Raw genomic sequence first — 22,074 nt, 5'->3', positions numbered from 1 at the left:
GCTAATTTTATCAAAGAATTATTGTGATATTATGAATTTCTTTACCTTTAAACGCGACAACTCAATTATCTTTGTAACAAAATTGCTTTTATGGAAGAATGTATCTCCGTTTTTGATATGCTGAAAATCGGCGTTGAGACGGTCAAGCTCGCACACACTGGGCCATGGCGCGCTGCCGAAAGGTTTCTGGCTGAATTGCGATCCGAAAATCTCCTTCAAAAAACAGAACGCATAAAAGTTGATCTATATGGTTCGCTTTCTCTTACCGGAAAAGGCCACGCTACAGATTTGGCGGTAATGCTGGGGTTGAGCGGGCAAGATCCTGAATATATCCCGATACAGGATATCGCAGGAATCATCAAATCCATTGAGGACAGTCATGAAATTAACCTCGGCGGCCAAATAAAAATCCCATTTTACTTTCTGCAAGATATCGTTTTCAACAAAAACTTCCTGCCTTTCCATGCGAATGGATTGATGTTCACCGCTTTCGCGGATGACGGAACCGAATATGCATCGACCTTCTACTCTATCGGCGGCGGATTTGTCGTCAAGGAAGAACGCGTCAATGCGCAGAAGAAAAGCCAGATTAAATGTGCGTTTCCATTTCCGATACAAAATGCAGAAGAACTGCTCAATTATACCATAGCACAGAAGAAAAGCATTTCTGAAATCGTTTATGAAAACGAAAAATCAATGCGTCCTGAAACCGAAATCCACAGCGAGCTCATGCGCATCTGGAACACGATGCTTGAATGCATGTATACGGGTTGCCATTCTGAAGGAATCCTTCCTGGCGGATTAAATGTGAGAAGACGCGCTTTCGATATGCACCAGGGCTTGATTGGTTTGGCCAATTATAATTCGCCGCAGGAATGGCTCGAAACGATTCGAAAAACCGAAGTGAAATTCCGTCAAATTCTTAAATGGGTAAGTTGTTTTGCGCTTGCCGTAAACGAAGTCAATGCTGCGTTAGGCCGAGTCGTTACTGCTCCGACAAATGGAAGCGCAGGCGTGATTCCATCAGTTTTGATGTATTATTTAGTAATTGAAAACCACGATGCCGGGGAGAAAGAAATCAAACAATTCCTGATGGTGGCCGGAGAAATCGGCAGTATTTTCAAAAAAGGCTCTACAATATCAGCTGCGATGGGCGGTTGCCAGGGCAGAGATCGGCGTGTCGTCGGCAATGGCAGCAGCAGCTTTGTGCGAATTGATGGGCGGCACTCCGGAACAGGTGCTGATGGCGGCAGAAATTGCGATGGAACATCACCTCGGATTGACCTGCGACCCAATTGGGGGACTGGTGCAAATTCCGTGTATCGAGCGCAATACGATGGGCGCAATTAAGGCTATTAACGCAGCAGAACTCGCTTTAGAAACCGATCCTAAAAATGCAAAAGTGCCTTTAGACAAAGTCGTCGATACGATGTGGCAGACGGCTGTGGATATGAATAATAAGTACAAAGAAACTTCTGAAGGCGGATTGGCGATTGCTGTGAATATGGCTGATTGTTGATTTGCAAACGAATTATTTTGCTTCTTTACTGCTTTTATTTTCTTTGGCCGGTTCCCATAATTCTATTTTGTTGCCGTCCTTATCCATGATGTGTACGAATTTGCCATAATCGTAAGTTGCAATATCATCAAGTACTGTAACACCATTTTTCTTAAGTTTTTCAACAAGTGCCTCGATGTTCTGAACGGTATAATTGATCATGAAATCTTTTTTAGAAGGCGCGAAATATTGGCTTCCGTTCTTAAAAGGTGTCCATTGCAACGTATTGATTTCATCAGGATTATTAAGGCTCCTTGATTCAAAGCTAGCGCCATAATCTCCGGCTTCAATGCCAAGATTCTGTTTATACCATTCTCTTGTTTCTTTTGGATTATCAGAAAAAAGAAATCCCGCCAACTCCGGTTACTTTTGGAGTTGTGTCATCAGATGCATGTGTATCCATATTTTTTGTTATTTTGGGATTACAACCTGTCAGCATTATGGCGGCTGAAATCGTTAGTATTGATTTGTTCATTTTTAATTTTATTGCGCCATTTTGGCGAGTTCCGCTTCAAGCCTGTCGAAGTTTTCTTCGTTCTTGTCGATAACATAGGGTTTTAATTTGCTGCATTCTTCAGGCGTTTCAAAAACCATTTTCCAAACGATTTTTGTCTGGTCAGGATTTACTTCCTCAAAAGCCGCTTCAACATTAAAAAGTGGCTTTGAATGCCTTTTCCACGAAATAAATGTCGGATTTTCAATGCTTGTAAACTCACATTCATTTTGGTAATTGCCTTTGTCCGGGCCATGCATGATGAAGCTCCATTTGCCGCCTACGCGGAAATCAAAAGTGTTGAATGTGTTGGTAAAACCCGCCTGCCCCACCAATTCTTCAAATGGTTCGGGTCAGTCCACGCCTTAAAAACAAGTGCCCTGGGAAAATTAAAAACGCGTGTCGTCGCAATTTCACAATCCGGATTTGAAATATTGGCTGCCATTTTATTTTTTATTTCAAATATCGGAAATTAGATTATATGATTTAAATTTCATCAAGAAATCAACGTCAAAATCTTCCTTGCCACATATCTCCCGCTCTGCAGCGCTGCCTCGACTGTTCCGGTTTCAGCACCCGGATGCAAGGCCTCACCGGCAAAGAAAATGGTGTTGTCAATTCCTTTATTGAGTTCACGGATTGCTGATTTGCTTTCCGGTTTCAGCCAGGAATAGCCGCCGCCTTCGAAGCTCTTTTTGGTATATCTGAACACAACTGAAGCCTGCAACAATTCTTTTATATGCAACTCGGCAAAAATTATCTGCAGTTCTTTCAGCGCCGCTTCAACGAGTTCATTATCGGGAATATCATCAGATGCAGCAGCATAATCATTACCAAGCCAGCCTGTCAATAAAGGTTTGCGCATCGAAAGCTGCGTCCAGAATGTAAAGCCGTTTCCTGTGAACAAAAAACCCATTTCAGGCATTTTTTCTTCCCAAAAGGCAAAGCGGAATTCCAATAGTATCTTCGTCACTTCTCCAAAACCAATTTTATCGAAAAACGCAGTTTGCGGCAATTCCGGTTCAAACAAAATGTCATTGCGATGATGGCTTCCCAATGACGTGGAGATGATTACTGCATGGGCATTGAAACTTTCCGTTTCTGTCACAACTTCCACATTGCCTTTTCTCCATTGAATCGTATTTACTTTCGAATTCAGTCGTAATTTATAATTTTCAGACACGGCGTCGTTGTGCAGGAATTCAAGTAAAGATGCGTATCCGGTTTGAGGACGGTATTGAGGTTCTTCAGACAGCCATTCTTTTTTCAATCCGAGTGCGCTGACCAGATTTGTATCGGCCAAATCCAGCCCTTGTGCCATTTCGCGCACTTCTTTCCTGAATTTAGAATATGCTTTCTCTGAAAAATGTTGTTGCAGCATAAACTCAAGCGTGCAGTCTTTTTTGAGGTTCTCAAGAATTTCATAAAAGGCTGTCCATGCTTTTCCCTGGCCAAAATGCTTGCTTAACCTGCCATTTTCGTACTTCAGCATTTCGCCGGTCGCAGGAACAACAGGCAATTTTGCTTTCTTCATCAATTGAAGCGTCAGTGGAAGATTGCCATGTATGAATTCTGCGCCGCCTTCGATAAATCCGCTGAATCCGGTTGGTATGTGCGTATGAATACGGCCTCCGATGCGGTCGAGTGCTTCAAGAATAACCACTTCAACCCCTTTTTTCTCCAATAAATTTGCAGCCATTAATCCGGAAGCGCCGGCGCCTATGATGATTACTTTCATAGACTGGAAGATACGAAAAACAGGTGAAATTCTTAGATTCCGCTTAATGATTTAAATTTTACAGCCTAAAATTAACGGCCAATGTCACTCCGCCCTCATTTTCAACCAAATCCGAACGCCAGTTGTTTGTTGGTGTATTGACCCAACCGTCAGGCGAAGTCGTTCCGCCGCGGCCTGCAAAATAAGGCTTGTTGCTTTTTCGGTAACGGAATTCCAGTCGAAACGTTACGAAATCATTCGGCATTACATCAAAAGTCGCCGTTCCCTGATAAATCGTAATGTCCTGAACCGGATCGTCAGTAAAATCATTTGGCGTTACAGGCGATGGCGTAAAGGCGAGGTACAATCCGGGGTTTCGTACAAAATCACCACGTAATGCCAACGCCAGTTTGTTTTTGTTGAACCATAAACGATTACTCAAAGATGCGCCAGTCATGTATTGCTGCGACGGCTTCACTCCTGCTCCGCTCTGAAAACCGTAATGCGTGTTCAGGCTGAAAGCGGCCTGCGATAACCCTTTGCTTTTTTTATTATTGAAATATCGGGCGACGATACTATTATCATGATGAAACCGATTGGTTGCAGTGCGGCTGTCGTTTCCATAATAAAAATTCGCGACAAGCTGCAGATTTTCATTCGGGCGGTAATAATTTGAATTCCCGACACCGATGCTTTTGTTCCATACGTTATACGATTGCCAGCCGTTGAGCAGCCATAATTCAGTCTTGAATTTCTTCGTCGGAAAAACCTGCAGCCTTGCGCCCGAGAAATAAAACGGCGTAAAATCACAAACCATAGACCGTTGGTACGACCAATTTTCCTGGGTCACATAGCTTTCAAGGCCGATGTAGCTCATGAAAATACCCATTTCGACATTCACGCCGTACCATTTGTTGAAGTGATAACCTGCGGAAGCTTCACGGATATTTTTGAGGTTATCAATTGATGTATTTCGTCCATGTTGCGTCGTTGCATCCAAATCCTGGATAATGGCGCTCATCTGCCCGTATTGCAGCCACAATCGACCGATGATATTCTTGTAATTTGTTTCGATACCGATACTTGCGAGATTCAGTGTAAATTCATTACTACGCCCAATCGACGATGAAATCGTGTGCGTATTGTCTTTCGGATTGTTGAAATCGTAATTGTAATAAGTATCAAGATAGGCCACTCCGGTTACAATTGTTTCGTTTGTTGCCTTGTCTTTAAAAGTAAGCGGGAAACTCGTTTGGCGGTTCTGCCCGTTGATCCATGACAAATCCATGCCTTCGAATGGGATTTTGGGCAATGTATCATTTTGGGCGGTTGTTATTCCGCTGATCAATAATGCCAGTAATAAGATTTTATTTTTCATTTTTTAGAATTTGTTGTTAAAGGCCCTCGACTGCGCTCGGGGTGACAGCATGTACTAATTAATTTGATTTTTTCAGGATATTTTGATTTGTCACCCCGAGCGCAGTCGAGGGGCTTTGTTAAAAATTAAAGTGCTTTCCGTTCCAAAGACAATTTGCTTATCGGCTGGTACACAATCGGAACTTTCTCAATCTTCACGTCGCTCTTGTCGAGCCCGAATGCTTTTGTATCCGATAAAGACAGGTGTTTCAGCCAATAATAAGCGTTGAGCATCAATCCTTCCCTGACTTCGAAATCATTTTCAACGGAAAGGAATTTTTCGATGATGACGAATTTATAATCCGGTTCTGCGTTATATTTTGTAGAACCGTCGGGGCGTATGTGCAGATTGAGTTCCTTATCGCGAACAAGGTTGCGGACGATGGTCTTGAAGTACAATTCGACTTTCGGCTGTATGCGGAAACCGACGTTCAATACGATTTTGATGACTTTATCGTCGAGCAGTTCAATCACCTCATAATTCAGCGTGAAAGGCTCATTGACGCGGTTGATGTGGAAGAACCAATATACATCGGCGCGTTTTGGTTTTTTAGAAAAGATAGATTTGAGGATCTTCTCTTCTATTTCATAATTTTTATCGGCTTTTGATAGGTAAATGAGATGCGTCGAATATTTCGGGATGCTGTCGTCTTCGCTTAAAGATTTCAGCAGCTGCACTTTTTCGGTGAGATTCGTGAATTTGAGCAGTCGGTTGTTGATTTTCCTCGAAAAATACCAGATATACATCACCATAAAAATGAACAATTCGAAGAACAGGAACATCCATCTTTCTTTGATTTTGACGATGTTGGCTGCGAAAAATGAAATTTCAATCACTGCAAAAACCGCGAGTACCAAAAGCACCCAAAATGCCTTGACTTTTTTGATGTAAAACATATAATACGTCAGTAAAAACGTCGTCATCAGCATGGCAATCGTGATTGAAAATCCGTAAGCCGCTTCCATGTGTGCCGAGTTTTTGAAATACAAAACCATCAATACACAGCCAATCCATAAAATCGTGTTGACAGATGGAATATAAATCTGCCCTTTCAGATCAGTTGGGTTCCTGAGGGCAACGCGAGGCCAGAAATTCAGCGAAATTGCTTCGTTAATCAGCGTGTAAGAACCACTGATTAAGGCTTGGGATGCAATCACAGCGGCAAAAGTGGCAATGATAATTCCGGATAATAAAAACCATTCAGGCATGATCGTATAAAAAGGATTTTGTCCGTTTAAATGTGTATTTCCCTGTGTCATCAGCCAGGCAGCCTGCCCTAAATAATTCACGACCAATGCAATTTTGACGAAAATCCAGGTGAGGCGGATGTTTTCTTTCCCGCAATGCCCTAAATCAGAATAAAGTGCTTCTGCGCCGGTCGTACAAAGGAAAACTGCGCCTAAAAGCCAAAATCCTTTTGGATATTCAACGAGCAATTCATACGCATAAACAGGATTCAGTGCCTTAAAAATCTCCGGATGGTGAATGATTTGTGAAGCACCTAAAACCAAAAGCATCGTAAACCAGATTGCCATCATTGGTCAAAAAAAGTCCCGATTTTATGCGTTCCGAACCTTTGGAAGAAAAATAATGCGGATAAAATTGCAATTACAATCGGAATCGTCGGTAAATCCGGCACTAAAACTTCGAGTCCTTCAACTGCCGAAGCGACTGAAATCGGAGGCGTAATGATGCCGTCGGCAAGTAAAGTTGTCGCGCCCAAAATCGTCGGAATCACCAATTTTCCCTTTCCGAAACGTTTTACGAGCGCATACAATGAAAATACGCCGCCTTCGCCATGATTATCGGCAGAAAGCGTCAGGAAAATATATTTGAAAGTGGTTTGGAAAGTCAATGTCCAGAAAATACACGAAATTCCGCCATACACCAATAAAGGTGTAATCTCGCGGTCGCCGACAATGGCTTTCATAACATAAAGCGGACTCGTACCGATATCCCCATAAATAATACCAGGGCGACGAGCAGCGTTGCGGCACTGACTTTGTGAAGGGTTGATTTGTTCATTTTTTAAAGATTTAAATTTAATTTGATTTGTTAATCTGTGAGAAATTGAAGTGATTGTAAGGCATGGGAGATCTGTATCGCAAGTTTCAGGAACCTGCAATGGCTATATTTCAGTAAAAATTCAGTTTTTTTTTTAAACCATTAACGGATTAAGGTTCATTAAGTAGCTAGCTTAATGCAACTTAATTTCTTAATGGTTCAATATTTTAATCTTAAGTTTCAATCCGTTCGGAAGCGGTATCCTATTCCTGATTCCGTCAGGATGTGGCGCGGCCTGTTTGGATCGGCTTCGAGCTTCTTTCGCAGTTGCGCGACAAAAACCCGGAGGTATTGCGTCTGGTCGTGGTAGGGAGGCTCGCCAGATTTCCTTCAGCAGATATTGATGCGTCAGCACACGGCCTTCGTTTTTTATCAACAGCAACAATAATGCATATTCTGTTGCAGTGAGCTTTATAATTATGTCTTTGACTTTTACAATCCTTGCCGCCATATCGACTGAAATATCTTCAAAATTGACAATTGGTTCTGCCTTTTGTTCGAATGTGTTGCGCAATGCGGTGCGGATTCTCGCCAGCAATTCCTGGGTGCGGAAAGGTTTCGTGAGGAAATCATTCGCGCCATTGTCCAGCGCTTTTACGATTTCGTCTTCGGTACTTTTGACAGACAGGATGATGATTGGATTGCTGAACCATTCGCGAAGATTGACAAGTACGTTTTGTCCGTCGTCATCCGGCAGGCCCGAAATCCAATAAGATCAAATCCGGTGGATGATTGGCGGCAATCGCGATGCCTTCTTTCGCGGTTGCGGCAAAAATCGTCTTGTAACCGTTCGATTCGAGTGTGATTTCGAGCAGTTTCCTTATCTGGCTTTCGTCGTCTATGACTAAAATTACGGCGTTATTCATTTCCAATATTTTTAGTGTGCATGACAGCTGCGGGGAAATAAATTGTAAAAATCGCGCCGCCTTCGGGTTTGTTTTCGAGCGAAACTTTTCCGCCCTGCGCTTCGGCAAAACCTTTTACGATGGACAATCCGAGTCCGGTGCCGCCTGTTTTCGAATGTTGCAGGCGGTAGAACTTATCGAATACTTTTTCGATTTCAGCTTCAGGGAAACCGTGTCCGTCGTCGGCAATCGAGATAACACAGGTCATGATTTTATCCGGTTCATATTCCATCCGGAACGTCAGGATTGAACTTGATTTCGATTGCAATTGCGGCACCTTTCGGTGTGTAAAGCGATGCATTATAAATAAGATTATAAATGATGTGTTCTGTCAGTCCATAATCCAGTTTAAATAAAGGCAAATAATCGTTAGATTTCACCGAAACCTTGTGCTGTTGCAGGTTTTCATTGAGGTTTGAAAGCACATTGTAGACCAATTCTCGAATGTCGCACCAATCGGTTTTCGGCTGGATATAACCCGATTCCAGTCGGGACATATTAAGGAGATTTTCTACCTGATTGTTGAGGCGCAGTGCGGCTTTTTCCATTTCTGACAGCAATCCGGCTTTATTCGCTTCTGAAAGATTGACTGATTTTCCCTGTAAAGTTCCAACTGAACCTATGATCGTGGCGATTGGCGTGCGCAATTCATGCGAAAGCGAATCTAATAATGTGTTGTACAATTTCATTGTGCTTATCCGCGCTTCTTTTACCTGAACGATTTGTTCGGCTTTGCGGATTTTGTACGTCAGTACCGCGTTGATGAGCGCGATGACGAAGAACATCAGCAGTAATAATGCGTCTTCGGCTTTGTCAATATGAAAATTGTAATACGGCTTGATGAAGAAAAAATCGAGTGTGAGCGCGCTGATTATCGCGGCAAGCAAAACCGGAAGGATTTCGAGGAAAATCGCCAAAAGCGAAACTACGACGAGTAACACATAACCGACGACTTTGTAATCGACCAAATCCCGTATCAACAAGCACAAAATCGAAACCAATCCGACAGAAAATAAGCTAACTAAGTATTGATTTTGTTTTTTTGTATGTTTTAAAAACTGTTTCAAAATGCTGTTATTTGATGGGACAAAGTTAAATTATAAGTTGTAAGTATTTTGTAATATTAGTGGCTTACAGTATAAAGATTTTATAAAGAAATGTGCCGCACATCTTGAACTTAGAAGAAAATAAACCGGGTCAGTTAAAAAACTTTAACAATTTTTACGGGCAACCCGTAACCAAGATTTTCATATTTTTCGTAGGGATGCTACAACCCCTTCCCTGAAGGTAAAATACAAATTTTATCAATCGGTTGTATTACGGGAAAGCCGTAGAAATTGTTAAACTTTCGATTAAAATTAACCACATCCCATATCCGCTAAAAACGCCTAAAACGTAATCAATCATTGAAATCCTTAAGTTGTAAATCAAGTTATTTCGACTTTTGACTTTTGACTTTTGACTTTTCACTACTTTTACATTTCCAAAAAACACACTATGTCTGTAGCCAAAAAAGATTACAAGAGAATTACGACCAAGTCGCTGATTGACATGAAAGCCAATGGCGAGAAAATTTCGATGCTTACTGCTTACGATTTTACGATGGCGAAAATCGTAGACACCGCAGGCGTTGACGTAATTTTAGTCGGTGATTCTGCGTCGAATGTTATGGCGGGTCACGAAACAACTTTGCCGATTACGCTCGACCAGATGATTTATCATGCGTCGTCGGTAGTGAGGGCAGTTGAGCGCGGACTCGTAGTCGTAGATCTCCCTTTCGGAAGTTACCAATCTGATTCAAAAGAAGCGTTGCGCTCTTCTATCAGGATTATGAAGGAAAGCGGCGGCCATGCCGTAAAACTCGAAGGCGGCAGCGAAATCAAGGATTCCATCAAAAAGATATTGAATGCCGGGATTCCGGTGATGGGGCATTTGGGATTGACACCACAATCTATCTATAAATTTGGGACTTACACCGTTCGCGCCAAAGAAGATGCCGAGGCTGAAAAATTGCTCGAAGATGCGAAATTACTCGAAAAACTAGGCTGTTTTGCATTGGTTTTGGAGAAATCCCGGCGCATTTAGCAGAGAAAGTCGCCAAAAGCATTTCCATTCCCGTGATCGGAATCGGTGCCGGTGGCGGTGTTGACGGACAGGTTTTGGTGATTCACGATATGTTGGGAATGAATAATGAATTCAGTCCGCGCTTTTTACGAAGGTATTTGGATTTATATGCGCAGATGACAGGCGCTATTGGAAAATATGTGAATGATGTGAAATCGAAGGATTTCCCGAATGCATCGGAGCAATACTAAACAAAATTTCTAAAAAACATTTTCATTGCTAGGCACGAAGCAATCTTTTCACATAACTATTAACTTCAACAGATTGCTTCGTACCTCGCAATGACGCAATACACAACAATTCAAGAATTGAAAATCATTTCTACGAAAGAAAACCTGCAAATCCTCCACGAAGACAACCACATCATTGTTATCAATAAACGCGTAGGCGACATTGTTCAGGGCGATAAAACCGGGGACAAACCGCTTTCAGACGTTGTAAAGGAATACCTCAAGGACAAATACAACAAACCAGGCGAAGTATTTTTGGGCGTCGTGCACCGGCTTGACCGCCCGACAACCGGAATTGTAGTTTTCGCACGGACTTCCAAAGCATTAACGCGATTAAACGAGCTTTTCAAAAACCGCGAAACCCAAAAAACGTATTGGGCAGTCGTAAAAAATAAACCGCCAAAAAACGAAGACAAACTCTTGCATTTCCTCAAGAGGAACGAAAAAAACAATACTTCGAAAGCGCATTTAAAAGAAGTGCCTGACAGTAAAATCGCCAGCCTCGATTACAAAATCATTAGTGAACTCAATAGTTATTTTGCGCTTGAGATCAATCTCCATACCGGACGGCACCACCAAATCCGCGCACAATTGTCTGCCATTGGAAGTCCGATTAAAGGCGATTTGAAATACGGCTTCGACCGCAGTAATCCAGATGGCGGTATTCATTTGCACGCCCGAAAACTCAATTTCACGCATCCTGTTTCAAAGGAAAATCTGACCATTGTCGCGCCGGTTCCTGATGATGTGATTTGGAAAGCTGTTGAGAAATAGTAGTCAGTATTCAGTATTCAGTGAACCCAAATCAGTGTTCAAAAAACTGAATACCGAAAACTGAATACTGAACACTAATTTTGTATATTTGGTTAACTCAAAAAACTAAATACATGAAAAAAATTACTTTATTACTTTGCACTGCATTTGTCCTGCCCGCGATGGCGCAGGAACATTTTTCGGCAATCAGTACTTCAAAAAGGGTCGGGATTCTTAATGGTAACGTCAATCCGTCAGAATTTGCCAACCTCGGCAGCAGGGTTGAGATCCAGTTGTTCGGTTTAAGCGTGAACGCTTCGAGCAACAAGGTGGGTTTCAGCGATTTGGTAAATGGCGAAGATGTTGAAGATTTGATGTTTTCTGGTAGCAAAGCGGTTGATTTCACAACCAATGCAGAGCTTGCTTTGCCAGGCGTAGCGTTTAAAGCATTAGGTTGGGGATTTGCAGTCACTTCAGGAGCGCACGTTACTGCCAACGTAATTGGTGTAAATTCCGATTTAGGACGCGCTTTAGTAGGAGATAGCGATATCGATGCGCAAACTGCAGCAAATATCATTGAAAATTCAGGAAACCAGCGTATCAACGCGACGACTTGGGGCGAAATTGGATTCTCCGCAGCGAGAAAGATTTACGAAAATGACAAGCATAGATTTAATGCGGGACTGACGCTGAAATTACTATTTCCTGGTTCTTATGCCAACTTCGGTGCTTCACAATTCAACGGAACCATCAGCTATGAGCCGGGCGGGCCATACCTTTCTAATGCCAGTGCCAACCTGAATGTTGCCTATTCCGGAAGCCTTGCAGACAATTTTACAGATACAAGCGATTATACAAGTTCACTTTTTGGCAATCTTAAAGGAATGGCGGGCGATATTGGTTTCGATTACCAATTGAAATCCGGAAGCGGTTATAAATTAAAAGTCGGACTTGCCGTAAAAAATATGGGAAGCATGACGTTTAAATCAGATAAAAATTCGTCAACAGATTATCAATTGAGTATCACGGGTACAGATAGGTTAAATCTGAATGATTTTAATGATTCCGAAAGTCTTTCAGATGTTGAGGAAGTTTTGATTACCAGAGGATTTTTGGATAAATCATCTCCGGAAAAAACCAATTTCAAAGTAAAACTACCAACCGTTTTAAACCTTTACGCAGATTACAACATCCTGCCAACATTAAATGTTACGCTGTTCTTACAACAGAAAATGAACAAAGACGAGAAAAACGACCAGGTAGCGTCACAGAATATTTTCTCCATCACGCCGCGTGTGAACATCAGCTTCTTTGAAGCATTTTTACCGGTTTCATTTAACGAAATTTCAGGAACAACCGCCGGTTTCGGATTCAGGCTTGCAGGATTTTATCTCGGTTCAAATTCTGTGCTGACAGCCATCGGCGACGGAAAACAAGCCGACGCTTACCTCGGTTACCGCTTCGGGTTTTTATAATCCATACACCAAAAAACATCTTATTTCTTAAATGGATTACAGGAACAACATCAATTTCAGGAAAAAGACACTTATAAAGCTACTCCACAATATCATGCTTCACGAAGATGCTATTGTGGAGGCTTTGTATAAGGATTTTCGCAAACCGGCTTTCGAGGCTGTCATGACCGAAACTTCTTATGTGATTTCTGATTTGAAAAACACGCTCAACAACATGAATTCGTGGGCGAAACCGAAAAAGGTTTTTCCGTCGCTGCTCAATTTTCCTTCAAGGGATTACATTTACAGCGAACCTTACGGAAAAGTCCTGATCATTGCGCCGTGGAATTATCCGTTTCAATTGGCGATGTGCCCGATGATTGCGGCGGTTGCGGCAGGAAACTCGGTCGTGTTAAAACCTTCTGAACATACGCCGGCGACTTCTTCCATCATTGCTAAAATCATCCGCGAAACTTTTGAAGTGCAGCACGTTTTGGCAGTTTTAGGCGATGCGGCACTGGCGCAGGATTTACTCAAAAAACGCTGGGATTACATTTTTTTTACCGGAAGCGTGAATGTTGGAAAAATCATAGCCAAAGCCGCTGCTGAAAATCTGACGCCTGTTACATTGGAATTAGGAGGAAAAAATCCGTGTATCGTTGACCAAACAGCAAACCTGCCTTTGGCCGCAAGAAGAATCGTCTGGGAAAATTCATCAATGCCGGGCAAACCTGCATCGCACCTGATTATATTTTGGTGCAAAGCAATATGAAGCATAAATTTGTGCAACTGCTTCAGGAAGAAATCACAAAAGCTTATGGTGAAAACCCGGAACTTTCTCCGGATTTTGCGCGCATCATCAACAAAGAAAACTGGGAACGGCTTACGAAAATGATTGTTCCCTTTAAGGTAATTGCCGGCGGCGCATCCAACGAAGAGGAAAAGTACATCGCTCCTACCCTGATTGATGAAAATGATGTTGACAGCGATTTAATGAAAGGAGAAATTTTGGGCAAATACTGCCAATACTGACTTACGATAACCAAACTGATTTAAAAAGAATCATTTCGAAATATGAAAAACCGCTGTCATTATATGTTTTTACCGACGATACCATTTTTGCCGAAACGATGATCCGGAATTTCTCATTCGGCGGTGGCTGCGTTAACGACACCGTAATTCATTTCAGCAATAACAGGCTTCCGTTTGGCGGCGTCGGGCATTCAGGAATGGGCGCTTACCACGGCAAGGCGAGTTTCGATACATTTTCACACAAGAAAGCAATTGTTAAAAAAGCCAATTGGCTCGATATCACGATTCGTTACGCGCCTTACAAGAAGAAACTCAAACTCATCCGCAGATTATTCAAATGGATTTAGGTTTTCGGATTGATTCTTAAATTTCTCCGCAACATTTATTATTATTGCACAACTAAACCACACCAATGAAAACCACACAGGAAAAATTAATTGAAATAAAAAGCCACGGATACGAATTCAATTTCGGGCAGGTATTTGAACAAACTTTTGAAAATTACAAGAAAATCGCGCTTTTGGGCGGCGTCGTCATGCTTGTTTTTGTAATCATCCTTCTGATTATCTCTACCGGACTCAGCGCAATATTGGGCATGGCTACTTTTATGTCGGGAGATTTGACGGGTTGGAGAACAACTGTTGATACCGGCAGCCTCACAGCATTTTCACTAATTTCAAAAGTCGGCGTAGCGATTCTTACCGCAGGTTTTGTAGCGCCGGTAACTGCCGGAGTATTGCAGATGGCGCACAATGCCGAAACTTATAAGGAATTTAGTTTCGCTACAGCATTTGAACATTATAAATCCGGGCATTTCAAAAACCTGTTCATTGCATCGTTGGTCATATCGTTGTTCAGCCAGGCGTTTCAGGTAGCTTTTGATATGGTGCGTTTGTACAGCGATTTTCCGATGGATTATATCATTCCGTTTGCGCTGCTGAATGCTGTTTTAGGTGCGGTGATTTGGTTACTGATGCTATTTTCAATTCCACTCATCATTTTCGGAAAACTCAGCGCAAGCGAGGCCATCAAAGGCAGCATGATGCTTGTAATAAAAAGATTCTGGGTGATATTATTTCTTTCTATAATCGTATTTATTTGTGCGTGTCTGGGAATAATCGGCTTGTGCATCGGAGTGTTTTTTACGATGCCAATCATTTATTCTTTCCAATATATTGCTTATCGCACCGCTGTAGATATTGACGAAGTCGACGAAATGGACGAAATTGGTTTTAGCGAGGACAGCCGTTTCGAATAAATAAATTCACAACAAGATTTCATCCCGCAGGATTTTTATCACTGCGGGATTTTTTTTGAATGCAAATAGCGAGTGTATTGGCATATTGGCTATATTTACTAGACTATTTGATTTGGTTTATGCGAATCTAGAATCAATTATATGAACAAAGTATATAATTTTTTATTTGCAGCAATTCCATTTTACAACAAGTGGTGGGTGATTTTCATTTCATTTTGCCTGCTCTGTGTGATATTCCTGACCATCTTCAGGAAAATTTCCTATGCGAAAAGGGAATTTGTTTCTTCCTATAAAATCAACCAGATTGAAACCGAACAATACCGCATGTATTTGCTGTTTTTCGGTACGATGTTTCCGTTTACAGAATTATTCCTCGAAGTTTTTAACGGCCGCAGGCAAAGTGAATTCCTGGTTAATTCGGCAATCGGCATCATCCTTATTTTTATTTATTTCTTTCATTCGAAAATAAGATTTCTCAGGAACCATTTCCGTACCATATTCATTGTAAACTATATCTGCCTTGCTTTTTTCACGGTATATAAATTGACTACATCGCCTTTTGAACTCGTCACATTTGCTGAATTTCTTATAATATTTTTCTTCGCGCCAAGCATATTTCAAACATTGCGCAGTTACTGGCTTTTTGTCGCCGTTTTTGCAGTTTTTTTCCTGATGATGTACCAACTCGGGCAATTCGAAGTGCATGTGCTGATTACGGTTTTGTATTCATTGCTGTTCATTCTTGTCATCCACTATATCCGGCACACCGTTTTATTGAATTCACAGGACAAATTCCTGTTCGCAAATGAAATCGTCAACCGCGGGAACTCGCTTATCCTCGGAACGAATAAAAAAGGTGAATTGTCTTATTGCAGCGACAGTATTTTTTCGATTTTAGGGTACAAACCTGCGGAAGTCATGGGCATGAATTTCTGGAAACTTACCGAAGACCCTGAATTCATTGGCGAAAGGTACCACGACAATTACGTCGATGAAAGGCTTTATATCCGTAAGCTCAAATGCCGCAGCGGCGAATACAAATTCATCCAATGGAAAGACAAAAAATACAACGAAAACCTGATTATCGGGATTGGGCAGGATGTAACAGACCAGATTGAAATACAAAACCAGTACCGGAATCTCATCCAGACAGCAACAGATATCATTTTTGAAGTCAATGACGACGGCGATTTTACGTTCGTAAACGAATTCACGATACATTTTCTCGGGTTTGAAATGAAAGAAATTCTCGGTAAAAACTACAAGGATTTTGTGCGTGCCGATTTCGTCGACGATGTGACGCAATTGTATGAAAACCTGACTGAAAATGAAAATGATTTTCCGACCGTCGAATTTCCGATGCATAAGAAAAACGGCGAGGAAATCTGGGTCTCGCAACGCGTAATCGCCCGTCGGAACAGCGTTGGTGAGATCATCGGCTATTCCGGAATCGCGCGTGATATCACAAAAGTAAAGAACCTGAAATCTGAAAACCTTTCGCGCCAGAAAAAAATTGAAAAATACAATATCACGATTAATAAACTTTCTACAACCAATTATTCCAACCAGAAAGACCTTACGGCGATATTGCAGCTAATACTCAAGAGTGTTGCAAAACATTCTGCCGCAGAACGCGTCAGTTATTGGGATTATACGCCCGAAAATATCACTTGCCTGTGTTTGTATGATTTGCCCGCCAATGCATTTTCAAAAGGACAGGTTTTTTATAAATCAGATTATCCGGTTTATTTTCGCGCGCTTGAAAATGACAAGCTCATTATCGCCTCTGATGCCCACAATCACAGGGAAACGAAGGAATTCCGGGACAATTATTTTACAAAAAACAGCATACTTTCATTGCTCGATGTGGCCATTATCATTAACGGAACGATTTCCGGAATACTGTGTTTTGAAAGTACTACAAAACGAAATTTCGATAACGAAGACATCAGTTTTATCCGTTCAATCGCCGATATTATTTCGCTTGCCATCGAAGCCCAGAAAAGAAAAACTGTCGAACAAAAACTGGCTTATAAAAGCGAATTGCTTTCGTGCATGTCTTTGTGTACCGATAAATTCCTGCTCAAAAGCGATGCGCGGGAAATGTTCCTTGAAACCTTTGAAATCTTTGGAAAAGCAACCAATGCCGACCATGTTTACTATTATTCCAACGATCCGAAAACCAACCTCATCAGCCAGCAATTCAAATGGACAAATCCTGTCTTAACGCCAAGAATTGTTGAGTTGCAGAAATTCACGCATGAGCAATTATACCAGATTACAACCAACCTGAAGCGGCCATTTATTGCCATCACATCACAACTTGAGGATAATTTTTTCAAAAGATTGCTGATTGACGCAGAAGTAAAATCTGTACTGATATTGCCAATCCTGCAGAAAAACATATTCACCGGATTTGTCGCTTTTGACCAGTGCAGCCATGAGCGCATCTGGACCGAAGATGAAGTTTATATTTTGCAGACATTAGCCAACAACATCGCTTCTGCAATCGAAAGAAACCTCAACGAAAATATCATTTATGAAAGTGAGGAAAAATTCAAATTGCTCGCCAACAACATTCCGGGAACCGTTTATCTGTCTAAAAATGACGAAAACTGGTCGACAATCTATATCAACGACCAGATTGAAAAACTGACCGGTTACAGCAAAAAGGATTTTCTCAAAGGTAACATAAGTTATCGAAAACTCATCCATCATGAAGACCGCGAACGCGTGATGAACCAGATCAATCATTCGCTTTTCAGCCGGCGCGCTTTTAACATGTCGTACCGCATCCAGCGCAAAAACGGAGAATTCGTATGGGTTGAAGAATTTGGCGACACCATTATCATTGATAATAAAATTGCATTCATCGAAGGCATTTTTATCGATATTACTGAGAGAAAACAAACCGAAACCGTTATCAAAGCCAAAGAATTGGCCGAAGCCGCCAACAAAGCAAAATCGGAATTTTTGGCGAATATGAGCCACGAAATCCGCACGCCGCTCAACGGGATCATCGGATTTACCGATTTGCTGATGAAGACCAATCTCGAGAATATCCAGGAAAAATATATGGTTACCATCAACCAATCGGCCAATTCATTGCTCGACATCATCAATAATATTCTTGATTTCTCAAAGATTGAAGCCGGAAAACTCGATCTCGACGTGCATAAATATGACGTCGTCGAAGTGCTGCAGCAGGTAATCGACCTGATTTCATTTGAATCTTCACAGAAAAAAATTGAACTCGAATTGACCATCGCGCCTGAAGTTCCTAAATATGTCTGGACAGATGCTGTAAGACTCAAGCAAATTCTCATCAACCTGCTTGGCAATGCCGTGAAATTCACAGAAAAAGGCAAAATAGAGCTCGAAGTCATGCTGCAAAGAAAAATATCCGAAACGAAAAACACCCTCCGGTTTTCAGTCAAGGACACCGGAATCGGGATTTTAAAAGAAAACCAGAAGAAAATTTTCAAGGCTTTTTCACAGGAAGACAATTCGACAACCCGCAAATTTGGCGGCACCGGACTCGGCCTCACCATTTCCAACCAATTGTTAAGCTTGATGGACAGCAGTCTGCAGCTCGAAAGTGAAATTGCACAAGGAAGCGTTTTTTATTTTGACGTTGTGTTAAATACTTCAAAAGAGACCGTTTATGAACCCGGAAATTACCCTAACTTTATAGAAGCGACAAATAGTGACGATATGCCTGCAAATTTCAGCCTTGCCGAAAATCTTAAAATCTTAGTGGCCGAAGACAATAAAATCAACATGCTGCTGATTAAAACCATCATCAAAAATATCCTGCCGAACGCCTCGATTACTGAAGCCAATAATGGCGAAAAAGCTGTCGAAGCATTCAAAAACCTGTCGCCCGACCTCGTTTTTATGGACATCCAAATGCCGCTCATGAACGGCTACGAAGCCACTCAGGAAATCCGAAAGCTGCCAATCGGCGCAGCAACGCCAATCATCGCCCTCACCGCCGGAACCGTTAAAGAAGAAAAAGACCGTTGCCTTGAAGCCGGGATGAATGATTATGTCACCAAACCAATCATTAAAGGCACGATAGAAGATGTCATCCAGAAATGGATAAAAAAAGAAACAGCATAAAAAAGAAACTATGAGATGGTCAGGAAGAAGACAAAGCGATAATGTAGAGGACAGAAGAGGCATGTCTGGCGGAAAAATAGTGGCCGGAGGCGGTATCATCGGTGTGATTATACTCGTTGTCAATATGCTCATGGGCGGCGATCCCGAGCAATTAATCGACGGGTTACAGCAGACCTCTCCAACCCAAACCCGCGAACTCACCACCGAAGAAAAGCAGGAAGGCGATTTCATCAACGCGCTTGTGGTAGACAACGAAGATGTGTGGGCGAAAATCCTTTCTGATAATAATGTGCAATATACCGCACCGAAGCTAGTGCTGTTCAGCAATAATGTTGATACCGGTTGCGGCAGTGCGACTTCTGCTGCCGTCCGTTTTACTGCCCTGAAGACCAGACCGTTTACATGGATATGGTTTTCTTTCAGGAATTACAATCCCGATTCGGCGCTAAAGGCGGAGATTTTGCAGTGGCTTATGTTGTCGCGCATGAAGTCGGGCATCACATACAAACCCTTCTGGGCACATCCCAAAAGGTGAACCGCATGCAGCAAAACGCCTCTGAAACCGAAGCCAACAAACTTTCTGTCGCCTTAGAATTGCAAGCCGATTTTTACGCCGGCGTTTGGACGCACCACGACCAGAAAATGAAAAATATCCTTGAAGAAGGAGATATCGAAGAAGCGTTAAGTGCAGCCAATGCCGTTGGCGATGATGCTTTACAAAAGAAACTACAAGGTGAAGTCACACCTGATTCCTTTACCCACGGCACTTCACAACAACGGATGTACTGGTTCAAAAAAGGCTTTGAAACCGGTGATATCAAGCAAGGCAATACCTTTGAAACTTTAGGGCTTTAGTTTTTTGGGCGAACGGCCGGGTTATCCGCTGTAGCTGCCCACGCGCTAAAGGAGCGCGAGAAAGGATGCCGCTGCTACCCCTGTCGCAGATCCTGCTTCAATTAACTTCTGGTTTAAAATAACATCATCGCCCGTTAGTTAAACTTCCTCGGCGGTTCGCTGATGCGCTTCGCCGGTTAGTTACCGTGGCTCGCCCGATGTTTACCATTCTTCGCCTGATGTTTGATAACGCCCGCCCTCTGTTTATATCCCCTCGCCCGGTGTTTGACGTCCCTCGCTCATTATTTACTGTCCTTCGCCGGCGAAGCCATTTAAACATCGGGCGAAGTGATTCAAATACCAGGCGATGAATATTAAAGAACAACTGAAACACTATAGATACTGTTCACTGAACACCGATCACTGAACACTGAACACCGATCACTGACCACTCACTCACCCCAGCCATCCATCACGATCCAAACTCCTGTACTGAATCGCTTCGCCAATATGCGACGCATTAATCACTTCCGATTCCTCTAAATCTGCAATAGTCCGCGATACTTTTAAAATCCTGTCGTAGGCACGTGCCGACAAATTAAGCCGTTCCATAGCGGTTTTAAGCAATTGCAGTGAAGCTTCATCGAGTCGGCAGAATTCCCTGATCAATTTCGAGCTCATCTGCGCATTATAATTCACCGATTCCGTTTCTTCAAAACGCTTCGACTGGAATTCCCGCGCTTTGGTCACACGCTGCCTTATCTCAGCACTGGTTTCGGATTTTCTTTCTTCAGACAATTTATCAAAAGGTACGGGCGTCACTTCGATATGAATGTCAATACGGTCGAGCAACGGAACGGAAATCTTGCTCAGGTACCGCTGCATTTCATTCGGAGAAGAAGTTACCGGCGCATTGGGGTCGTTAAAAAATCCACCCGGACTCGGATTCATACTCGCTACCAACATAAATGACGATGGATACGTAACTGTGAATTTCGCCCTCGAGATCGTTACTTCGCGGTCTTCGAGCGGCTGCCGCATGACTTCAAGGACATCGCGCTTGAATTCAGGCAATTCATCCAGAAACAGAACGCCGTTGTGCGCCATGCTGATTTCGCCGGGTTGTGGATAACTGCCGCCGCCAACAAGCGCTACATTAGAAATCGTGTGATGCGGACTACGGAATGGCCTTTGGTTCATCAACCCGACTTCCTTTAATTTTCCCGCAACACTGTGGATTTTTGTAGTTTCGAGGGCTTCACGCAACGTCATCGGTGGTAAAATCGTCGGCAGTCTTTTGGCAAGCATTGTTTTTCCGGCACCAGGCTGCCCAATTAAAATAATGTTATGCCCACCTGCCGCGGCGATTTCCATACAACGCTTGATGCCTTCCTGTCCTTTTACATCCGAAAAATCAAATTCAGGAAAATCTAAGGTTTTGTAAAATTCGGCGCGCGTATCTATGACAGTTGGTTCGATTGATCCTTTTCCGCTGAAGAAGTCGATGACTTGTTGCAGGCTTTCAATTCCATAAACATCAATGCCCGAAACGATGGCGGCTTCTTTGACATTCTGAATGGGCAGGAAAAAACCCTTGAAGCCTTCTTCTTTCGCTTTAATCGCGATTGGCAGCGCACCTTTTATCGGTTGCAGGCTTCCATCGAGCGACAATTCGCCCATAATGATATAATTTGCAATTTCATCTGTTTGTATTTGTCCCGAAGCGACGAGAATGCCCATTGCCAACGTCAGGTCATAAGAAGAACCTTCCTTTCGCAAATCGGCGGGTGCCATGTTGATGATGATTTTTTTGCCGGGCATTGAAAACCCGTTGTTCTGGAGTGAGGCAGCGATGCGGTAACTGCTTTCCTTTACGGCATTGTCGGGCAGTCCGACGAGATGGTAACCGATTCCTTTGTCAATATTGACTTCGACGGTAATTGTTGTGGCTTCGACACCGAAAACGGCGCTTCCGAATACTTTTGTGAGCATGGCGTGTATGATTTAAATTGGCTTGTATGAGATAAAAGTAGTAAAAACTTCCTTAAATAAGAGACAGTTCCGTTTTTTCTTTGATTAACGGAAATCATTCCTTTAATTTGATAAACCTATA

The 22,074-nt window shown here is 42.4% G+C and carries 17 protein-coding genes and 5 pseudogenes; 8 read left to right on the top strand and 14 right to left on the bottom strand.

Annotated elements, in window-relative coordinates:
* The first annotated feature begins 90 nt into the window (after window positions 1–90).
* Window positions 91–1,519: pseudogene (locus ACSLFW_RS12015) on the top strand (L-serine ammonia-lyase).
* 12 nt (window positions 1,520–1,531) lie between these two features.
* Here ACSLFW_RS12015 and ACSLFW_RS12010 read toward each other — a convergent pair.
* From ACSLFW_RS12010 to ACSLFW_RS11950, 13 genes and pseudogenes are all read right to left on the bottom strand, one after another.
* Window positions 1,532–1,915, bottom strand: a complete 384-nt coding sequence (locus ACSLFW_RS12010; protein ID WP_436555943.1) for a VOC family protein — start codon at window positions 1,913–1,915, stop codon at window positions 1,532–1,534.
* On the bottom strand, window positions 1,893–2,033 hold the full coding sequence (locus ACSLFW_RS12005) for a lipoprotein (protein WP_436555942.1): 141 nt from the start codon (window positions 2,031–2,033) through the stop codon (window positions 1,893–1,895). The genes ACSLFW_RS12010 and ACSLFW_RS12005 overlap by 23 nt, the downstream gene beginning before the upstream one ends.
* Window positions 2,034–2,041: 8 nt before the next feature.
* Window positions 2,042–2,383, bottom strand: a complete 342-nt coding sequence (locus ACSLFW_RS12000) for an SRPBCC domain-containing protein (RefSeq protein WP_436557442.1) — start codon at window positions 2,381–2,383, stop codon at window positions 2,042–2,044.
* Complete coding sequence (locus ACSLFW_RS11995) at window positions 2,332–2,496, bottom strand: SRPBCC domain-containing protein (protein WP_436555941.1); 165 nt, start codon at window positions 2,494–2,496, stop codon at window positions 2,332–2,334. The genes ACSLFW_RS12000 and ACSLFW_RS11995 overlap by 52 nt, the downstream gene beginning before the upstream one ends.
* A 51-nt stretch (window positions 2,497–2,547) precedes the next feature.
* On the bottom strand, window positions 2,548–3,789 hold the full coding sequence (locus tag ACSLFW_RS11990) for a flavin monoamine oxidase family protein (protein ID WP_436555940.1): 1,242 nt from the start codon (window positions 3,787–3,789) through the stop codon (window positions 2,548–2,550).
* 58 nt (window positions 3,790–3,847) lie between these two features.
* Window positions 3,848–5,146, bottom strand: a complete 1,299-nt coding sequence (locus tag ACSLFW_RS11985; RefSeq protein ID WP_436555939.1) for an outer membrane beta-barrel protein — start codon at window positions 5,144–5,146, stop codon at window positions 3,848–3,850.
* Window positions 5,147–5,271: 125 nt separating this feature from the next.
* A complete protein-coding gene (locus ACSLFW_RS11980) occupies window positions 5,272–6,723 on the bottom strand; it encodes a KUP/HAK/KT family potassium transporter (RefSeq protein ID WP_436555938.1) in 1,452 nt (483 codons plus the stop codon).
* Window positions 6,720–7,115 carry a KUP/HAK/KT family potassium transporter gene (locus ACSLFW_RS11975; protein WP_436555937.1) on the bottom strand — a complete coding sequence of 132 codons (396 nt, stop codon included), beginning with the start codon at window positions 7,113–7,115 and terminating at the stop codon, window positions 6,720–6,722. The genes ACSLFW_RS11980 and ACSLFW_RS11975 overlap by 4 nt, the downstream gene beginning before the upstream one ends.
* A 285-nt stretch (window positions 7,116–7,400) precedes the next feature.
* Window positions 7,401–7,787 (bottom strand): winged helix-turn-helix domain-containing protein, encoded by a 387-nt coding sequence (locus tag ACSLFW_RS11970; RefSeq protein WP_436555936.1) that lies wholly within the window; start codon window positions 7,785–7,787, stop codon window positions 7,401–7,403.
* Between the two features lie 42 nt (window positions 7,788–7,829).
* A pseudogene (locus ACSLFW_RS11965) lies at window positions 7,830–7,886 on the bottom strand (hypothetical protein); the annotation flags it as partial.
* A 49-nt stretch (window positions 7,887–7,935) separates the two neighbouring features.
* Complete coding sequence (locus ACSLFW_RS11960; protein ID WP_436555935.1) at window positions 7,936–8,115, bottom strand: response regulator; 180 nt, start codon at window positions 8,113–8,115, stop codon at window positions 7,936–7,938.
* Window positions 8,108–8,386 (bottom strand): sensor histidine kinase, encoded by a 279-nt coding sequence (locus tag ACSLFW_RS11955; protein ID WP_436555934.1) that lies wholly within the window; start codon window positions 8,384–8,386, stop codon window positions 8,108–8,110. The genes ACSLFW_RS11960 and ACSLFW_RS11955 overlap by 8 nt, the downstream gene beginning before the upstream one ends.
* Window positions 8,376–9,221, bottom strand: coding sequence for a sensor histidine kinase (locus tag ACSLFW_RS11950; protein WP_436555933.1), 846 nt, complete (start codon window positions 9,219–9,221; stop codon window positions 8,376–8,378). Before ACSLFW_RS11950 ends, ACSLFW_RS11955 begins: the two co-directional genes overlap by 11 nt.
* A gap of 430 nt (window positions 9,222–9,651) precedes the next feature.
* Between ACSLFW_RS11950 and panB the strand changes: the two are divergent.
* The 7 genes and pseudogenes from panB (at window position 9,652) to ypfJ (ending at window position 19,982) form a co-directional block, all read left to right on the top strand.
* Window positions 9,652–10,469: pseudogene (gene panB / locus ACSLFW_RS11945) on the top strand (3-methyl-2-oxobutanoate hydroxymethyltransferase).
* Between the two features lie 117 nt (window positions 10,470–10,586).
* On the top strand, window positions 10,587–11,282 hold the full coding sequence (locus tag ACSLFW_RS11940; protein ID WP_436555932.1) for an RluA family pseudouridine synthase: 696 nt from the start codon (window positions 10,587–10,589) through the stop codon (window positions 11,280–11,282).
* Window positions 11,283–11,395: 113 nt separating this feature from the next.
* On the top strand, window positions 11,396–12,736 hold the full coding sequence (locus tag ACSLFW_RS11935; RefSeq protein ID WP_436555931.1) for a hypothetical protein: 1,341 nt from the start codon (window positions 11,396–11,398) through the stop codon (window positions 12,734–12,736).
* A 31-nt stretch (window positions 12,737–12,767) separates the two neighbouring features.
* Window positions 12,768–14,094: pseudogene (locus ACSLFW_RS11930) on the top strand (aldehyde dehydrogenase).
* 65 nt (window positions 14,095–14,159) lie between these two features.
* A complete protein-coding gene (locus tag ACSLFW_RS11925) occupies window positions 14,160–15,005 on the top strand; it encodes a hypothetical protein (RefSeq protein WP_436555930.1) in 846 nt (281 codons plus the stop codon).
* Window positions 15,006–15,146: 141 nt separating this feature from the next.
* Window positions 15,147–19,127, top strand: a complete 3,981-nt coding sequence (locus tag ACSLFW_RS11920; RefSeq protein ID WP_436555929.1) for a PAS domain S-box protein — start codon at window positions 15,147–15,149, stop codon at window positions 19,125–19,127.
* 10 nt (window positions 19,128–19,137) lie between these two features.
* Window positions 19,138–19,982 (top strand): annotated as a pseudogene (gene ypfJ, locus ACSLFW_RS11915) (KPN_02809 family neutral zinc metallopeptidase).
* A 435-nt stretch (window positions 19,983–20,417) separates the two neighbouring features.
* On the opposite strand, the gene ACSLFW_RS11910 reads toward ypfJ, so the two are convergent.
* Window positions 20,418–21,953 (bottom strand): YifB family Mg chelatase-like AAA ATPase, encoded by a 1,536-nt coding sequence (locus tag ACSLFW_RS11910; RefSeq protein ID WP_436555928.1) that lies wholly within the window; start codon window positions 21,951–21,953, stop codon window positions 20,418–20,420.
* Window positions 21,954–22,074: the final 121 nt, after the last annotated feature.

This window comes from Flavobacterium sp. 3HN19-14, assembly GCF_051373205.1.
Taxonomy (GTDB): Bacteria; Bacteroidota; Bacteroidia; order Flavobacteriales; family Flavobacteriaceae; genus Flavobacterium.
Note: the sequence above shows the minus strand (reverse complement) of the source record. Positions and strands in the feature narration are given on the sequence as shown.

What these genes read in the sequence shown, in the direction of transcription:
- ACSLFW_RS11975 (WP_436555937.1), bottom strand. Translation starts at nt 7,115, where the DNA reads ATGAAAGCCATTGTCGGCGACCGCGAGATTACACCTTTATTGGTGTAT.
- ACSLFW_RS12005 (WP_436555942.1), bottom strand. Translation starts at nt 2,033, where the DNA reads ATGAACAAATCAATACTAACGATTTCAGCCGCCATAATGCTGACAGGT.
- ACSLFW_RS11925 (WP_436555930.1), top strand. Translation starts at nt 14,160, where the DNA reads ATGAAAACCACACAGGAAAAATTAATTGAAATAAAAAGCCACGGATAC.
- ACSLFW_RS11935 (WP_436555931.1), top strand. Translation starts at nt 11,396, where the DNA reads ATGAAAAAAATTACTTTATTACTTTGCACTGCATTTGTCCTGCCCGCG.
- ACSLFW_RS11985 (WP_436555939.1), bottom strand. Translation starts at nt 5,146, where the DNA reads ATGAAAAATAAAATCTTATTACTGGCATTATTGATCAGCGGAATAACA.
- ACSLFW_RS11990 (WP_436555940.1), bottom strand. Translation starts at nt 3,789, where the DNA reads ATGAAAGTAATCATCATAGGCGCCGGCGCTTCCGGATTAATGGCTGCA.
- ACSLFW_RS11910 (WP_436555928.1), bottom strand. Translation starts at nt 21,953, where the DNA reads ATGCTCACAAAAGTATTCGGAAGCGCCGTTTTCGGTGTCGAAGCCACA.
- ACSLFW_RS11920 (WP_436555929.1), top strand. Translation starts at nt 15,147, where the DNA reads ATGAACAAAGTATATAATTTTTTATTTGCAGCAATTCCATTTTACAAC.
- ACSLFW_RS11955 (WP_436555934.1), bottom strand. Translation starts at nt 8,386, where the DNA reads ATGGAATATGAACCGGATAAAATCATGACCTGTGTTATCTCGATTGCC.
- ACSLFW_RS11995 (WP_436555941.1), bottom strand. Translation starts at nt 2,496, where the DNA reads ATGGCAGCCAATATTTCAAATCCGGATTGTGAAATTGCGACGACACGC.
- ACSLFW_RS11960 (WP_436555935.1), bottom strand. Translation starts at nt 8,115, where the DNA reads ATGAATAACGCCGTAATTTTAGTCATAGACGACGAAAGCCAGATAAGG.
- ACSLFW_RS11980 (WP_436555938.1), bottom strand. Translation starts at nt 6,723, where the DNA reads ATGATGGCAATCTGGTTTACGATGCTTTTGGTTTTAGGTGCTTCACAA.